This is a genomic window from Nonomuraea sp. NPDC050733, from assembly GCF_040654215.1.
In the GTDB taxonomy this organism is placed as follows: Bacteria; Actinomycetota; Actinomycetes; order Streptosporangiales; family Streptosporangiaceae; genus Nonomuraea.
Genome location: NZ_JBFAHO010000001.1, coordinates 34505 through 49351, shown reverse-complemented (window position 1 = coordinate 49351; position 14847 = coordinate 34505). Strand labels below are relative to the sequence as shown.

Genomic DNA, 14847 nt, shown 5'->3' with positions numbered 1-14847 from the left:
TCGCTCCTGAAGTTTTCTTTTAGTTCATTGCCAAGTCTTGAAAGTTATAGCCACGAGCGATTGAGTTCGGTCGTGCAGACCCTCCGTTACGTGGCCGCCGCCGCGTCCGTGCTCCTCTTAGGTGTCGCGGTCCCGGCGCAGGCCGATCCCCAAGCTCCCGCCGAGGACGCGCTCAAGGCGTCGTCCTACACCCCCGCCTCCACGCTGCTCGCCGACGCCGCGGCCACCTCCACCACCGCCACCCAGCGGCTGGAGACCGACAAGCGGACCAGGCCCGTCGCCCCCGGCGTCTCGCTCACCTCGTTCGACCGCTACGACGCGCTCGGCTGGCTGCGCGGCGACGCCCTCACCGCCGACCTGGGCAGCGCCAAGGCCGACTACGTGTACTCCGGCGAGGTCACCAGGACCGAGCCGCTGTCCGGCCCGGCCGGGCGGGCCCGGGCCGTCGCCGCCGTCAACGGCGACTTCTTCGACATCAACGCCTCCGGCGCCGCCCAGGGCGTCGGCGTCCAGGACGGCACCCTGATCCAGTCGCCCGTGGCCGGCCACGAGAACGCGGTCGCCATCACCGGTGACGGTGTCGGCCGCGTCCTCAAGGCGTACTTCGAGGGCACCGCCACTCCCTCGGGCGGCGCGCCGATCAGTCTCACCCAGTTCAACCAGGTCATCCAGAAGGACGGCGTGGGCCTGTTCACGCCGCTGTGGGGCTCGTACACGCGGGCCCGCGCCGTCGAGGGCGCCTCCGCCGTCACCGAGGTCGTGCTGGTGGACGGGGTCGTCACCGAGGTACGACAGGCGGCCGGCACCGGCGCCGTCCCTGCGGGCACCACCGTCCTGCTCGGCCGTGACGCCGGCGCCGCCGCGCTGGCCGCGCTCAAGGCCGGCGACCACGTGGACGTCGCGTACCGGCCCAAGGCGTCCGACGGCAGCACGCTCAAGGCCGCGGTCGGCGGCAACTACGTGCTGATCAAGGACGGCGTCGTGCAGACCTCGTCCGACCCGGCCGCCCACCCGCGCACCGCGGTCGGCTTCTCCGCCGACGGCCGCAAGATGTACCTGCTGACCGTGGACGGCCGTCAGGCCGACAGCCGCGGCGTCACCCTCAACGAGCTGGCCGCCATGATGGCCGAGCTGGGCGCCGCCAACGCCCTCAACCTGGACGGCGGCGGCTCCTCCACCCTGCTGGCCCGCGAGCCCGGCCAGGCCGCCGCCCAGGTCGAGAACAGCCCGTCCGACGGCGGCGAGCGGCACGTACCCAACGGCCTGGCCCTGTTCGCGCCCGAGGGCAGCGGCAAGCTGAAGGGCTTCTGGCTGGAGACCGCCGGCGACCCGTCGCGCGTGCCCGGCACCGGCCCCGTCGCGGGCGGCCGGCCCGACCGCGTCTTCCCCGGCCTCACCAGGCGGCTGACCGCCGCCGGCTACGACGAGACGTACGGCCCGGCCGCCGGCACCCCGTCCTGGCGCTCCGAGCCGGCCGTCCACGGCGTCGTCCGCGACGGCAGATTCCACGCGCTCGTGCCCGGCCGGACCACCGTCACCGCCTCCCGCGGCGCCGCCAAGGGCACGCTGGAGCTGACGGTGCTCCAGCCGCTCCAGCGGCTCGGCCTCACCACCGACCGCGTCGGCCTGCCCGGCGCCTCGGGCAGCGCCTCGTTCGGCGTCGTCGGCTACGACCGCAACGGCAACTCCGCGCCCATCGAGCCCGCCGACCTGTCCCTGTCGTACGACAAGGACCTGTTCGAGGTGACCCCGGCCGACCAGGGCTACTTCACGGTCAAGGCGAAGAAGGAGACCGGCTCCGGGCTCATCACCGCCAAGGTGGGCCAGGTCAGCGCCGCCGTGCCCGTCACCGTCGGGTTCGAGGACAAGCCGGTCGCCGGGTTCGACGACGCCGCGTCCTGGACGTTCGCCGCCGCCCGCGCCACCGGCTCACTGTCGGCAGCGACCGGCCAGAGCGGGGGCGGGCTCAAGCTGTCCTACGACTTCAGCCAGTCCACCGCCACCCGCGCCGCGTACGCCAGCCCGCCCCAGCAGATCGTGGTGCCGGGGCAGCCGCAGGGGTTCGGGATGTGGATCAACTCCACCGGCAAGGGGGAGTGGCCCAGCCTGGAGTTCTACGACGCGCTCGGCCAGTCGCAGATCCTGCGTGGGCCGTACCTGACGTGGACCGGCTGGAAGTACGTCGAGTTCACCGTGCCGGCGGGCGTCAACTACCCGCTGCGGCTGCGGCGCTTCTACGTGGCCGAGACGCGCGCCGACACGAAGTACACCAACGAGATCCTCATCGACGGGCTCGTCGCCAAGGTGCCGCCGTCCGTGTCGGCCCCGGCCGTCGCCCAGGTCGCCGACCCGGTGGTCAGGCCGGACGTGGCGGCGATGCCGTGGCGGTACGCGGTCATGTCGGACGCGCAGTTCGTCGCCCGCGACCCCGACAGCGACATCGTCCGCAACGCCCGCCGCACGCTGCGCGAGATCAAGGCCGCCAAGCCCGACTTCCTGATCATCAACGGCGACCTCGTGGACGAGGCGTCGCCGGAGGACTTCGCGCTGGCCAAGCGGATCCTGGACGAGGAGCTGGGCGGCAGCCTGCCGTACCACTACGTGCCGGGCAACCACGAGGTGATGGGCGGCAAGATCGACAACTTCAAGGCCGTGTTCGGCGACACGTACGGGACGTTCGACCACAAGGGCACCCGGTTCATCACGCTCGACACCTCGCGCCTCAACCTGCGCGGCGGCGGCTTCGAGCAGGTGGCGCTGCTGCGCTCGCAGCTCGACGCCGCGGCCCGCGACGTCTCGGTCGGGTCGGTGGCGGTGCTGTTCCACGTGCCGCCGCGCGACCCCACGCCCGGCAAGGGCAGCCAGCTCGGCGACCGCAAGGAGGCCGCGCTGGTCGAGCAGTGGCTCGCCGACTTCCAGCGGACCACCGGCAAGGGCGCCGCCTACATCGGCGCGCACGTCGGCACCTTCCACGCCTCGCGGGTGGACGCGGTGCCGTACTTCATCAACGGCAACTCCGGCAAGAACCCCGCCACCTCCGCGGACGACGGCGGGTTCACCGGCTGGTCGCTGTGGGGCGTGGACCCGGTGACGCCGAAGGAGGCCGAGCAGGTCAGGCGGAACTGGTTCGTGGACGCGCCGGCCTGGATCGGCACGCAGGTGCGGCCGCACGTGGACGAGCTCACGCTCACGGCGCCCGCCACGCTGGCCCCGGGCGGCTCCGGCCGGGTCACGGCGGAGGTCACGCAGGGGACGCGGGCCGTGCCGGCCTCCTACCCGGTGTCGGCCGCCTGGTCGGGCTCGCCCAACCTGCACGTCGGCCCCGCCCGTACGGCCAAGCCGTGGCACGTGGCGGTGCTGAACCCGGAGACGGGCACGCTGACGGCGCGGCGCGCGGGACAGGTGACGGTCGCGGTCACGGTCAGCGGCGTCACCCGCCAGGCCACGGTCGCGATCTCGGCCAAGGCCGCCGCCTGACTCCGCGAGGGCGCTCGTCCCGCACGGCGGGCGCCCTCGCACGGGTCACCGGGCCTGAACGGGTCACGGGCCGTCCTCGCCGGAAGGGCCGCCGGCATCTCTCCGGTTCCGGCGCTCGTTCCGGGCGGTGAGGGCGTTCTCTATCTTGAGGACGGCGATCACGACGAGCAGGACGCCGATCGGAATCAGCAGGGCGGTATCGAATTCCGTCAGCACCGCCGCACCTCCCCCCAACCGAGGCGTGCAGGACCTACCTACCCGCAAAGTCGCGAACCGGGGTGTTGGTGACCCGGTCCGTGCCCAGTGATGGACGTCCCGTGGGGATAGCGTGACGCGGGGCCGGGCAAGGACGGGGCGGCTTGCCATGGCTGTCATCGATCCACGCGATGAAGGGATGGCGATCATGTCTGTTGCGCTCCTTCACGGAGGCGCGCGGCGCCCGGCGGCGGGACTCGTCGTCGCCGCGGTGACGCTCGCGGCATACGGGGGAACGATCGGGGCGGCGGCGCCCCCGGCGCAGGCTCGGGCGAGCACCACCGTCGTGGTGACGGAGTCGGAGTTCCATCTGGCGCTCTCGACGCACCGACTCGATCCCGGCGCCCACACGTTCCGGATCCGCAACGTCGGCCACGCACCGCACGCTCTGTCGATCAGAGGGCCTCACGTCGCCGCGACGTCCTCGATCATTCCGCCCGGCGGCCGGACGTCGCTGTCGGTCAAACTGCGGAAGGGCACGTACCACCTGTGGTGCCCGGTCGACCGGCACCGCATGCGAGGGATGGCGACGACGATCAAGGTCAGGTAGCGCCCGCGGCACAGGAGAGCCGCCCGGTGGCATGGGGCGGGTGACCGGCGGGTACGGCGGCAGCGGAGCGGTGCCGAACCAGCGGAGGAGCGCCGATGGCCGCCGACCTCGCCGAGATCATCGACGACCTGCCCCTGGTGGACCACCACGTCCACGGCGCCACCGCCCGCGACCTGTCCCGCCGCGCGTTCGAGGAGCTGATCACCGAGTCGGACCGGCCGGTGCCGGGCTGGATGACCTCGTTCGACTCGCAGCTCGGACACGCCATCCTCCGGCACTGCGCCCCCGCGCTGGGCCTCGACCCGCACCCTTCGCCCGAGGAGTACCTGGCGCGCCGGGCCCGGCTGGGCGCCGGTGAGGTCAACCGGCGGCTCCTCGGCGCCGCCGGCGTCGGCCACTACCTGCTGGAGACCGGCTACCGGGGCGAGGAGATCCTGGGGCCGGCCGGCATGGCCGAGGTCACCGGCGTGCCCGTGGACGAGGTGGTGCGGCTGGAGCAGGTCGCCGAGCAGGTGGCCGCGTCCGGCTGCGGGGCGGGCGCGTTCGCGCGGCGGTTCGCCGAGGCCCTGGGGGAGCGGTCTCGTACGGCGCGCGGCCTGAAGACCGTCGTGGCCTACCGTCACGGCCTGGAGTTCGACCCGTCCCCGCCCTCGGCGGCCGAGGTCACCGAGGCGGCCGGCCGCTGGCTGGCGGAGACGGAGGCGGGCGGCGCGAGGGACGCGAGGTGGAGGGTCACGGACCCCGTGCTGCTGCGCCATCTCATCTGGACGGGGCTCGAACGGGGCCTGCCGCTCCAGTTCCACACCGGCTTCGGCGACCCCGACGTGGACCTGCGCCGGGCGGACCCGCTGCTGCTGCGCGGGCTCATCGAGCGGGCCGAGCCGACCGGGGTGCCGCTGATGCTCCTGCACTGCTACCCGTACCACCGCAACGCCGGCCACCTCGCCCACGCCTACCCGAACGTCCACCTCGACGTGGGGCTGGGCGTCACCTACACCGGCGCCCGCGCCGCCGCGCTGGTGGCCGAGAGCCTGGAGGTGGCGCCGTTCGCCAAGCTGCTGTTCTCCTCCGACGCCTGGGGGCCGGCCGAGCTGCACCACCTGGGCGCGACGCTGTGGCGGCGCGCGACGGCGCGGGTGCTGGGCGGGTTCGTCGCGGAGGGGGAGTGGTCGGCCGGGCAGGCGGCGAGGGTGGCGTCCATGGTGGGCGCCGAGAACGCCGCCCGCGTCTACGGCCTGACCGGCCCCCGCCGATGACCCGCCGGGCCGGGGAGCGGCCCCGCCCTGAGCCCAATGGCCGGCCGGCACCCCGGCGCCCCTAGGTCAGCTCGTGGACAAGCTCGTCCACCAGGTGCTCCGCCAGCGCCACCACCGGCAGGTTCGTGGTCGCCCGGGGCACGACCGGGATGACCGAGGCGTCGGCCACCCACAGGTTGTCGCTGCCGTGCACCCGTCCCCGTGCGTCCACCACCGCCCCCGCCGCCGGGTCGGCGCCGATCGCGCAGGTGCCCACCGGGTGCCAGTAGTGGGCGGCGACGCGACGCAGGTCGGCCTCGTCCGCCGCGGGATCGGCGCTGAAGGAGTCCAGCGGCTTCCCGAGCAGCGGCGCCAGCGCCGGGGAGGCGGCCATGGCGCGGCACAGCTCGACCCCGGCCCGCAGCGCCGCCAGGTCGGCTCCGTCCGGGTCCGACAGGTAGGCGTGGTCGATGACTGGCCTGACGTCGGGATCGCGGGACACCAGCCGGAGCGTCCCGCGCGAGCGCGGGGTCAGGCACGCGGCGGGCAGCACGCACGTCCACCCGCCCGCCTCGGCGCCCGTCCAGGGCAGCAGGTGCAGTTCGTAGGGTGCCCGCCCGCCCGGCGACAGCGCCTTGCCGATCACCTGCTCGTCGGGCACCGGCCGGACCCGCGCGTACTCCTCCAGCCGCCGCGCCAGCTCCTCGCCCGCCGCGAAGCGCAGCTCGGCCATGGGGTGGTCGTGCAGGTTGCGTCCCACGCCGGGCAGGTCGAGGCGGGCCTCCACGCCCAGCGCGCGCAGCTCGTCAGCCGGGCCCACGCCGCTGCGCAGCAGCACCTCCGGGCTGCCGTACGCGCCGCCGCACAGCACGAACCGGTCCGCCTCGACCACGACCCGGCGGCCCCCGCGCCGCACGTGGGCCCGGCGGACGGCCGAACCGCGGAGCTCCAGCCGGTCCACGAGCGCGTGGTCGAGCACGCGCAGCCGCTCCTCGCCGCGTACCGGGTCGAGGTAGGCGAACCCGGCGTTCCACCGGATCCCGCCGGGGTTGTTCACCGGTGACGGGCCGCAGCCCGCGCCGCCGAAGAGGTCGTCCAGGTCGTCGGTGCGCGGTATCCCCGCCAGCACCATGGCCTCCATCGCCGCCGCCTGGAACGGCGTGAGCTCGTCGTCCCGGTCGCGCCGCACGCGCAGCCTGGCCGCGCCGCGCTCCATCAGCCCCGCCAGCGACCCGGAGGTCCAGGACAGGCCCCACGCGCGGTAGTCGTCGGCGTGGCCGACGGTCTGGGAGCAGCCGTTGTGGGAGGAGCAGCCGCCGACGACCCGGGCCCGCTCGAACGGCAGCTCCCGCCCGGGTGACGCGGCCGCGCCTCGGTAGCCCCAGTCGTGCGTGGTGGGCAGTGTCGTGCTGTCGAGCAGTTCGCGGGGCCACCGTCCTGAGTCCGCGGGCCCGTAGTCGGGGCCGGCTTCGACGATCACGACCGACAGCGACGTGCGCTCCATCAGCCGGCCGGCCACGACCGCGCCGGCGGTACCGCCGCCGAGCACCGCGACGTCCGCGCGCACGGGCTGGTCAGAGGGGCTACCAAGGCTTACCATGAAGCTGAGTTTAATCGAACAATCGATAAAATCAACGTAGGGAGCAGTACGGACATGGACGTCGCCATCCTCGTCTACGACGGGTTCACCGCCCTGGACGCCACCGGCCCCTTCGAGGTGCTCAGCCGGCTGCCGGACGTCCGCGTGCGGTTCGTCGCGGGCACGCCGGGCACGCGTGCCGCCGACCAGCCGGGGTTCGCGCTCGCGGCCGAGCCGCTGGAGAGCATGGACCGGCCGGACGTGGTCGTCGTCGCCGGCGGCAGCACCACCCAGCGGTTCCTCGGCGACGACGCGATCCTGTCCTGGCTGCGCCGGGCGTACGAGACGAGCAGGTGGACGACGTCGGTGTGCACCGGCTCGCTGCTGCTCGGCGCCGCCGGGCTGCTGGAGGGGCGGCGCGCGACCACGCACTGGTACGAGCTGGAGAGCCTGCGCCGCTTCGGCGCCGAGCCGGTGCCCGAGCGGGTGGTGGAGGACGGGAAGGTCATGACGGCGGCCGGGGTGTCGTCCGGCATCGACATGGCGCTGCACGTCGTGGACCGGCTGGAGGGGGCGGCCTACGCGCAGGCGGTGCAGCTCGGGATCGAGTACGACCCCCAGCCGCCGCACGACGCGGGGTCGGTCCGCAAGGCGCCGGTCGAGGTGGTGCGGCTCATGACGGACGTGATGCGCCGCTCGTACGGCCCCTCCTGGGCCGAGCTCACCGGCTCGGCGAACCGGTAACGGCAGGGCCGGGCGCGTGGGCCGGTTCCCCCTGCCGGGGGGAGCCGGCCCACGCGGGCCTCACGACGACCAGGGCAGGTGGCACCGCACCCGAAGCCCGTCCCGCGCCGTCTCGGGCGGGGCCTGCTCGCCGCACAGGTCCGTCGCCACCGGGCAGCGCGGGTGGAAGCGGCAGCCCGTGGGCAGGTGCAACGGGCTGGGCGGCTCACCCGCCCGCGCGACCACGCGCCGCCGCTCCCGCGAGGGCACCGCGTCGAGCAGCACCCGCGTGTACGGGTGGCCGGGGCGCGCGAACACCTCCGGCACCGGCCCCTCCTCCACGACGGACCCCAGGTACATGACGGCCACCCGGTCGCACAGCCCGCTCACCGTGGCCAGGTCGTGGGAGATGAACAGCACCGCCAGGCCGAGCCGTTCTCGCAGGTCGAGCAGGAGGTTGAGCACCGCGCCCGCCACCGAGGCGTCCAGCGCGGCCACGGCCTCGTCCGCGACCAGCACCTCCGGCTCCACGGCGAGCGCCCGGGCGATGGCCACGCGCTGCCGCTGGCCGCCCGACAGCTCGGCGGGCCGGGCGCGCAGGTGCCGGGCGCCGAGCCCGACCATCTCCAGCAGCTCCTCCACGCGCCGAGCCACCCGGTCGGCGGGCAGCCGGCCGCGCAGCGGCTCGGCGAGGGTCCACGCCACCGTGCGGAGCGGGTCGAGCGAGGAGCCCGGATCCTGGTAGATCATCTGCACGCGGCGCCGGGTGTCCGGCGGCCGGCGGGGCCGCACCGGGACGCCGTCGAGCAGCACGCGGCCGGCGGACGGCCGGGCCAGGCCGACGACGGCCCGGGCGAGCGTCGACTTGCCGCAGCCGCTCTCGCCCACCAGCCCGAGGATCTCGCCGCGGGCCAGGGCGAGGTCCACCCCGTCGACCGCCCGGAACCGCCTCCGCCGGAACGGCCCGGTCCGTACGGAGTGCTCCACGACCAGCCCGTCCACCCGCACGATCGCACTCATCGGACCTCCACGTCCGCGGCGCCGCCTCGCGGTGCTCCGTCCGCGGGCCCGGCCGGGTCGTGGACGCAGGACGAGCGGTGGCCGGGGAGCCGGGCGTCCAGGCCGCCTACGGTGACCGAGCAGGCCGTGTCGTGGCGGGCGCAGCGCGGCCCGAAGCGGCACCCCGCCGGGTAGTCCGCCGGGGACGGCGGCGTGCCGGGGATGGGCCGGAACCGGCCGCGCGGCCCGCCGAGGGCCGGCGCCGCCTCCAGCAGGGCCCGCGTGTACGGGTGACGGGGGCGGGCGAGCACCTCCTCCACCGGCCCGGCCTCGATGACCTGGCCCGCGTACATGACCGCGACCACGTCGGCGACCTGCCGAACCACCCCGATGTCGTGGCTGACGAACACCAGGCCGAGCCCCCGCTCGGCGCGGGCCGCGTCGAGCAGCCGGAGGATCTCCGCCTGGAGCGTCACGTCCAGCGCCGTGGTCGGCTCGTCGCACAGCAGCACGCGCGGCTCAGTGGCGAGCGCCAGCGCGATCGCCACGCGCTGGCGCATGCCGCCGCTCAGCTCGTGCGGGTACGCGCGGAAGCGCAGCTCCGGGTCCGGCACGCCGACCGCCTCCAGCAGCTCCACGGCCCGCCTCCGGGCAGCCGCCCTGGTGATTGCCGAACGGGCCGGGCCGGTGCGGCGGATCACGCCGGTGAGGAACGTCCCGACGCGCATGGTCGGGTCGAGCGAGGCGTGCGAGTCCTGGAACACCATGGCCAGCCCGGCGCCCGCGGCGCCGCCGGCGGGGACGGGGACGGGGGCGGCGCCGTCCCGGGGGCTCAGCCGCACCTCGCCGCCCGTCCGCTCGGCGCCCGGCGGAAGCAGGCCCATCACCGCCCGCAGGGTGAGCGACTTGCCGCACCCCGACTCGCCCACGACGCCGAGGCACCGCCCGGCGCCGACGGCGAAGGACACGTCGTCGAGCACGGTCAGCGCCGCGCCGTCCTTGCGCACCGTCACGTGCAGCCGCTCGGCCTCCAGCAGGGGGTACGCGCTCATCGGGTCACCTCCGCGTCGCCGCTCCGGTCGCCGAGGGCGGCGACGCAGGAGCCGAGAATCATGATCGCCAGGCCGGGGAACGCCGCGAGCCACCAGTGGCTGCGCAGGAAGAGCTGCGCCTCGGCCACCATGGCGCCCAGCTCCGGGGTGCCGGCCTTGACGCCGAGCCCGAAGAACGACAGCACCGCGACGCCCTGCAGCGCCATCCCCATGTCGGTGGCCAGGTAGACCAGCGACTGGCGCAGTGCGTTGGGCAGCACGTGCCTGACCAGCACCGAGGCGTGGGACAGGCCGAGGAGGTGGCTGGCGGAGACGTACTCGCGCTCGCGCACCCGCCGCACCTCGGTGCGGATCAGCCGCGCGTACACCACCCAGCCGAGCGCGCTGAACGCCACGAGCAGCGACGACGTGCCGGGCCCGAGCACGAACACGAACGCGATCAGCAGCACGTAGACGGGCAGGGCCTGGAGGATGTCGGCCGTCCAGCGCAGCGCCGCGTCGAGGATGCCGCCGTAGTAGGCGGCCACCGCGCCCACGAGCGTGCCGAGCAGCATCGGCAGGCCCGCGGCGAAGACCATGAGCAGCAGGTCGGTGCGGAGGGCGAACAGCATCCGGGACAGCACGTCCCGCCCGAGCGCGTCGGTGCCCAGCAGATGGGCGGCGCTCGGCGGCTGGAGCTGCTCCAGGGTCAGCCGGGCGGGGTCGGCCGGGGCGAGGACCGGGGCGAGGACCGCGGCCAGCACGATCACCGCCAGCAGCGGGACGGCCACGGGCCGGGACGAGCGCGCCCAGCGGGCCGCGCGCCGAGGGAGCGCGGCACGGGGCGACGGAGGGAACGGGAGAGGGGTCAGGGAAGGGGTCATCGCCAGGTCGTCCTCGGGTCCAGCAGCGCGACCGCCAGGTCGGCGAGCAGGTTGATCACGATGATGGCCGTGCCGAAGACCAGCGTGAGGGCCTGCACGACCGGGAAGTCCCGCTGGCTCGCCGCGCCGACCATCTCCGCGCCGAGCCCCGGCAGGCCGAACGTCTGCTCCACCACCACCGCGCCGAACAGCAGCGCCGCGGCCTGCACGGCCAGCAGCGTGACGGCGGGCGGCAGCGCGTTGCGCAGCAGGTGCCGCCGCACGAGTTGCCGGCCGGACAGGCCCAGCGACCGCGCGGTGGTCACGTGGTCGGCGGCGAGCACCTGCCGCAGGCTGGCGGCGCCGCTGCGGGCCAGCAGCGGCATGGCCGCCAGCCCGACGGTCACCGACGGCAGGATCATGGAGCGGACCCGCTGGCCGAGGTCCTCGCCGAAGCCGCCGACCGGCAGCCAGCCCGTGCGCAGCGCCAGCACCGAGGCCAGCATCAGGCCGATCCAGAACGGCGGGCAGTTGACGAGCACGGTCAGCGAGCGCGCGCACGCGCGGGCGGCCCGGGACCGGGGCCGCAGCGCCATGAGCAGCGCGGCGGGCGCCGCCAGCAGCAGGCTGACGAGCATGCCGCCGGCCAGCAGCCACGCGGTCACCCCGGCCCGCTCGCGCAGGACGTCCGCGATGGGCGTCCCCGTGCGGTTGGAGCGGCCCAGCTCGCCCTCGGCGACGTTGACCGCGTACCTCCAGAACTGGGTGAGCACCGGCTGGTCGAGCCCGAGGTCGTGGCGGACCCGCGCCACCTGCTCGGCGGTGGCCCGGGGCCCGGCGAGCACCCGCGCGGGATCGCCGGGCATGAGGTGCTGGAGCAGCACCACGATGAGCAGCAGGGCCGCCAGCACCGGCACCGCCTGGAGCAGTCTGACCGCGACGAACCGCAGTCGTCCGGCGGACACGGTCAGCCCGCCCAGAGGAGCTGGGCCGGGTAGGACAGGAAGGGGGTGACGGTGAGCCCCTTCACCTTCGGCGACACGGCGAACAGGCGGTCGGGGAAGGCGGCCGGGATGTAGGGCAGGTTGTCGTGGATCCACGTCTCGGCGACGCGCACCGCCTCGGCCCGCTCCTCGTCGTTCGTGGCCACGTCCATCCGGTCGAACGCGTCCGAGATCGTCTTCATCGGCAGCCCGGAGTACAGCCCGCCGGTGGCCACGATGAGGCCGAAGATGTCGCCCACGGTCGGCGACACGCTGCCGACCTCGCCCAGCGACAGGTCGTAGGCACCCTTGGCCTGCCGGTCGACGAGCACCTGGACCTCCAGCTTCTGCAGGTCCACCTCGATGCCGGCGTCGCGCAGCAGCGCCGCGGCGGTCTCACCGGCGCGGGTGGAGAACGGCGTCGTGGCGTCCACCACCAGCTCGACCTTGGCGCCCGGCCGGTAGGACGAGCGCGCGAGCTCCTGCCGGGCGAGTTCCAGCCCGGTCTGGTAGGCGCATCCGCAGCCGACGGAGCCCTGCACGCTCGGGGGCAGGCCACCGGTCGCCGGCGCGGCCATCCCGCCGAAGACGGCCTGGATGTAGCGGCCGCGGTCGATGGCCAGGCTGACGGCGCGGCGGAAGTGGATGTCGGAGCCGGGGTTCCTGGCGGCGTTGACGAAGATGCCGTGGATCGTCGCCGAGGGGTGGACGACGAGGCGCTCCTCCTGGGGGATCTGGGCCGCCAGGTCGAGGGGGACCGCCTCGATGGCGTCGGCCTGGCGGCTCTGGAAGCGCAGGAGCTGCTGGTTGGGGTCGGAGACCACGTCGTAGACGAGGCGGTCCAGGTACGGCAGGGCGGGGTCGTGGTAGCGGGGGTTGCGTTCGAGCACGATCCGCTGCCCCGGCTGGTAGGAGGCCACGACGAACGGCCCGGCGCCGACCGGGCGGGTGAAGAAGTCGGCCCGGCCGCGCCCGCCGAAGTCCTTCGGCACGACGACCGAGGAGCCGTTGCCGAGCCAGGCCAGGGTGAACGTGCTGGCCCGGCTCATCCGCACGACCAGCGTGCGCGGGTCGGGGGTGGCCGTGCCGGTGATCGCCGAGTACAGGGTGCCCATGGACAGGCCCTTGCGCCACAGCTCGACGGAGAACGCGGCGTCGGCCGAGGTGAGCGGCCGCCCGTCGCTGAAGGTGAGGCCGGGACGCAGCTTGAAGGTGATGGTCTTGGCCTTGGCGTCGAGCTTCCAGCTCTCGGCGAGCCCCGGCTCGATCGAGCGGCCGTCGGCGGAGGGACGCACCAGGCCCTCCATCACCTGGGGCAGGGTCTGGAAGGTGGAGAGCTGGATCGCCTTGTCGGGGTCCCAGCCGTCGATGTCGGAGGCGCGCAGGATCGTGAGGGCGCCGCCGCGCCGGGGCTTCGCGTTCTCGCCGGCCCCGCCGACCCCGGCCCCGCCGCCGCCGGGGTCGGTGCCGCCGCCGCACCCCGCCACGAGCAGGGCCATTGCCAGCAGGAGGGATCCAGCGGCTCTCATTCGTGCCATGACCATCACCATATTTCGAGCGTTCGATAAACTTAGGGGCTCCGTGAGCGGGATGTCGAGGGGTTCGGGGGCCTGGGGACGCGGATCAGCGCAGGCTGGCCATCACGTGCTTGACGTTCGTGTAGTCCTCCAGCGCGTACGCCGACAGGTCCTTGCCGTAGCCGGACTGCTTGTAGCCGCCGTGCGGCATCTCGGAGGCCAGCGGCACGTGGTCGTTGATCCAGACGCAGCCGCAGCGCAGCGCGTTGGCCACCCGCAGGGCACGGCCGACGTCGCGCGTCCACACCGACGCCGCCAGCCCGTACGGCGTGTCGTTGGCCAGCGTCACCGCCTCCTCCTCGCCGGAGAACGGCTGGACCGTCACGACCGGGCCGAACACCTCCCGCCGCACCAGCTCGTCGTCCTGCCGCAGGCCCGCGACGACCGTGGGCTCGTGGTAGAAGCCGGGGCCCTCGACGGCCCGGCCGCCGGCGACCACCTCGGCGTGGGCGGGCCGGCGGTCCAGGAAGCCCGCCACCCGCTCGCGCTGGCGGGCGCTGTTGACCGGGCCGAGCGTCGTGCCGGGGTCGCGCGTGCCGCCCATCACGAGCTTGCCGGCCCGGACGGCGAGCCCCGCCACCACGTCCTCGTACAGGCGGGCCGAGGCGAGCACCCGGGTGGCCGCGGTGCAGTCCTGGCCGGCGTTGTAGAAGGCGGCGCCGGCGATCACGTCGAGCGCGTGCTCCAGGTCGGCGTCGTCGAAGACGACGACCGGAGCCTTGCCGCCGAGCTCCAGGTGGACCCGCTTGAGCGTGCCGGCCGCGTGCGCGGCCACCCACCGGCCGGTCTCCACGGACCCGGTCAGCGAGACCAGGTCGACATCGGGATGCTCGACCAGCGCGGCGCCCGGCTCGTTGCCGCCCGCGACGACGTTGAGCACCCCCGGCGGGAGGATCCGCGCGGCCAGCTCGGCCAGGCGCAGGGTGGTGACCGGGGTCGAGGGCGCCGGCTTGAGCACGGTGGTGCAGCCCGCGGCGAGCGCCGGGCCGAGCTTCCACACGGCCATCATCATCGGGTAGTTCCACGGCGTGATCTGGCCGACCACGCCCACCGGCTCGCGGCGGATCATCGAGGTGTAGCCCTCGACGTACTCGCCCGCTGCGCGGCCCTCCAGGCAGCGGGCCGCGCCGGCGAAGAAGCGCAGGTTGTCGGCCATGGTGCCGATCTCGTCGGAGAGGACCACGTGCAGCGGCTTGCCGGCATCGGCCGACTCCAGCGCCGCCAGCTCCGGGCCGTGCTCCTCGACGGCGTCGGCCAGCCTGAGCAGCGCCAGCGCCCGCTGCCCCGGGGTGGTGCCGGACCAGCCGGGGAACGCGGCGCGGGCCGCGGACACGGCCCGGCCGACGTCCTCCGGGCCGGACAGGGGAGCGTGGGCGATGGTCTCGCCGGTGGAGGGGTCGAGCACGGGCGCCGTCTCGCCGCCGAGGGGATCGGCGAGCTCGCCGCCGATGACGTTACGCAGGACTGGAATGTCTGACATGTGGGGTCTCCGTGAGAGGGGAACGCGCATCATGGGGAAAGAGGCGGCCGGGGCCGCCGGGGGATCGTCAGGAGGCGGCGCTCGCGTGGGGGCGG

Annotated in this window: 12 protein-coding genes; 4 read left to right on the top strand and 8 right to left on the bottom strand. The window is 74.6% G+C overall.

The features are described 5' to 3' along the window. Positions 1 to 72: 72 nt before the first annotated feature. Positions 73 to 3477: a phosphodiester glycosidase family protein gene (locus AB0H64_RS00185; protein ID WP_357618030.1), complete on the top strand. Its 3405-nt coding sequence runs from the start codon at positions 73 to 75 to the stop codon at positions 3475 to 3477. A gap of 63 nt (positions 3478 to 3540) precedes the next feature. On the opposite strand, the gene AB0H64_RS00180 is transcribed toward AB0H64_RS00185, so the two are convergent. Then, entirely contained in the window at positions 3541 to 3693 is a 153-nt protein-coding gene (locus AB0H64_RS00180) for a hypothetical protein (RefSeq protein ID WP_357618027.1), read from the bottom strand. Positions 3694 to 3880: 187 nt separating this feature from the next. On the opposite strand from AB0H64_RS00180, the gene AB0H64_RS00175 reads away from it, so the two are divergent. Continuing rightward, entirely contained in the window at positions 3881 to 4282 is a 402-nt protein-coding gene (locus tag AB0H64_RS00175) for a hypothetical protein (RefSeq protein ID WP_357618024.1), read from the top strand. A gap of 95 nt (positions 4283 to 4377) precedes the next feature. Continuing rightward, positions 4378 to 5538, top strand: a complete 1161-nt coding sequence (locus AB0H64_RS00170) for an amidohydrolase family protein (protein WP_357618021.1) — start codon at positions 4378 to 4380, stop codon at positions 5536 to 5538. Positions 5539 to 5599: 61 nt separating this feature from the next. On the opposite strand, the gene AB0H64_RS00165 is transcribed toward AB0H64_RS00170, so the two are convergent. Then, a complete protein-coding gene (locus AB0H64_RS00165; RefSeq protein ID WP_357618019.1) occupies positions 5600 to 7117 on the bottom strand; it encodes a GMC family oxidoreductase in 1518 nt (505 codons plus the stop codon). 54 nt (positions 7118 to 7171) lie between these two features. On the opposite strand from AB0H64_RS00165, the gene AB0H64_RS00160 reads away from it, so the two are divergent. Continuing rightward, entirely contained in the window at positions 7172 to 7840 is a 669-nt protein-coding gene (locus tag AB0H64_RS00160; protein WP_357618016.1) for a DJ-1/PfpI family protein, read from the top strand. 60 nt (positions 7841 to 7900) lie between these two features. On the opposite strand, the gene AB0H64_RS00155 is transcribed toward AB0H64_RS00160, so the two are convergent. From AB0H64_RS00155 to AB0H64_RS00130, 6 genes are all read right to left on the bottom strand, one after another. Then, positions 7901 to 8839 (bottom strand): ABC transporter ATP-binding protein, encoded by a 939-nt coding sequence (locus AB0H64_RS00155; RefSeq protein ID WP_357618013.1) that lies wholly within the window; start codon positions 8837 to 8839, stop codon positions 7901 to 7903. Further along, the gene (locus AB0H64_RS00150; RefSeq protein WP_357618010.1) at positions 8836 to 9870 is read right to left on the bottom strand and encodes an ABC transporter ATP-binding protein; all 1035 of its coding nucleotides are present in this window, start codon (positions 9868 to 9870) and stop codon (positions 8836 to 8838) included. Before AB0H64_RS00150 ends, AB0H64_RS00155 begins: the two co-directional genes overlap by 4 nt. Next, positions 9867 to 10733, bottom strand: coding sequence for an ABC transporter permease (locus AB0H64_RS00145; RefSeq protein WP_357618007.1), 867 nt, complete (start codon positions 10731 to 10733; stop codon positions 9867 to 9869). The genes AB0H64_RS00150 and AB0H64_RS00145 overlap by 4 nt, the downstream gene beginning before the upstream one ends. Continuing rightward, positions 10730 to 11677: an ABC transporter permease gene (locus tag AB0H64_RS00140; protein ID WP_357618004.1), complete on the bottom strand. Its 948-nt coding sequence runs from the start codon at positions 11675 to 11677 to the stop codon at positions 10730 to 10732. The genes AB0H64_RS00145 and AB0H64_RS00140 overlap by 4 nt, the downstream gene beginning before the upstream one ends. Before the next feature lie 2 nt (positions 11678 to 11679). Continuing rightward, positions 11680 to 13233 (bottom strand): ABC transporter substrate-binding protein, encoded by a 1554-nt coding sequence (locus tag AB0H64_RS00135; protein ID WP_357618001.1) that lies wholly within the window; start codon positions 13231 to 13233, stop codon positions 11680 to 11682. Between the two features lie 85 nt (positions 13234 to 13318). Further along, positions 13319 to 14752 carry a gamma-aminobutyraldehyde dehydrogenase gene (locus AB0H64_RS00130; RefSeq protein WP_357617998.1) on the bottom strand — a complete coding sequence of 478 codons (1434 nt, stop codon included), beginning with the start codon at positions 14750 to 14752 and terminating at the stop codon, positions 13319 to 13321. Positions 14753 to 14847 lie beyond the last annotated feature (95 nt).

What these genes read in the sequence shown, in the direction of transcription:
- AB0H64_RS00130 (WP_357617998.1), bottom strand. Translation starts at nt 14,752, where the DNA reads ATGTCAGACATTCCAGTCCTGCGTAACGTCATCGGCGGCGAGCTCGCC.
- AB0H64_RS00135 (WP_357618001.1), bottom strand. Translation starts at nt 13,233, where the DNA reads ATGGCACGAATGAGAGCCGCTGGATCCCTCCTGCTGGCAATGGCCCTG.
- AB0H64_RS00160 (WP_357618016.1), top strand. Translation starts at nt 7,172, where the DNA reads ATGGACGTCGCCATCCTCGTCTACGACGGGTTCACCGCCCTGGACGCC.
- AB0H64_RS00155 (WP_357618013.1), bottom strand. Translation starts at nt 8,839, where the DNA reads ATGAGTGCGATCGTGCGGGTGGACGGGCTGGTCGTGGAGCACTCCGTA.
- AB0H64_RS00145 (WP_357618007.1), bottom strand. Translation starts at nt 10,733, where the DNA reads ATGACCCCTTCCCTGACCCCTCTCCCGTTCCCTCCGTCGCCCCGTGCC.
- AB0H64_RS00170 (WP_357618021.1), top strand. Translation starts at nt 4,378, where the DNA reads ATGGCCGCCGACCTCGCCGAGATCATCGACGACCTGCCCCTGGTGGAC.
- AB0H64_RS00150 (WP_357618010.1), bottom strand. Translation starts at nt 9,870, where the DNA reads ATGAGCGCGTACCCCCTGCTGGAGGCCGAGCGGCTGCACGTGACGGTG.
- AB0H64_RS00175 (WP_357618024.1), top strand. Translation starts at nt 3,881, where the DNA reads ATGTCTGTTGCGCTCCTTCACGGAGGCGCGCGGCGCCCGGCGGCGGGA.
- AB0H64_RS00165 (WP_357618019.1), bottom strand. Translation starts at nt 7,117, where the DNA reads ATGGTAAGCCTTGGTAGCCCCTCTGACCAGCCCGTGCGCGCGGACGTC.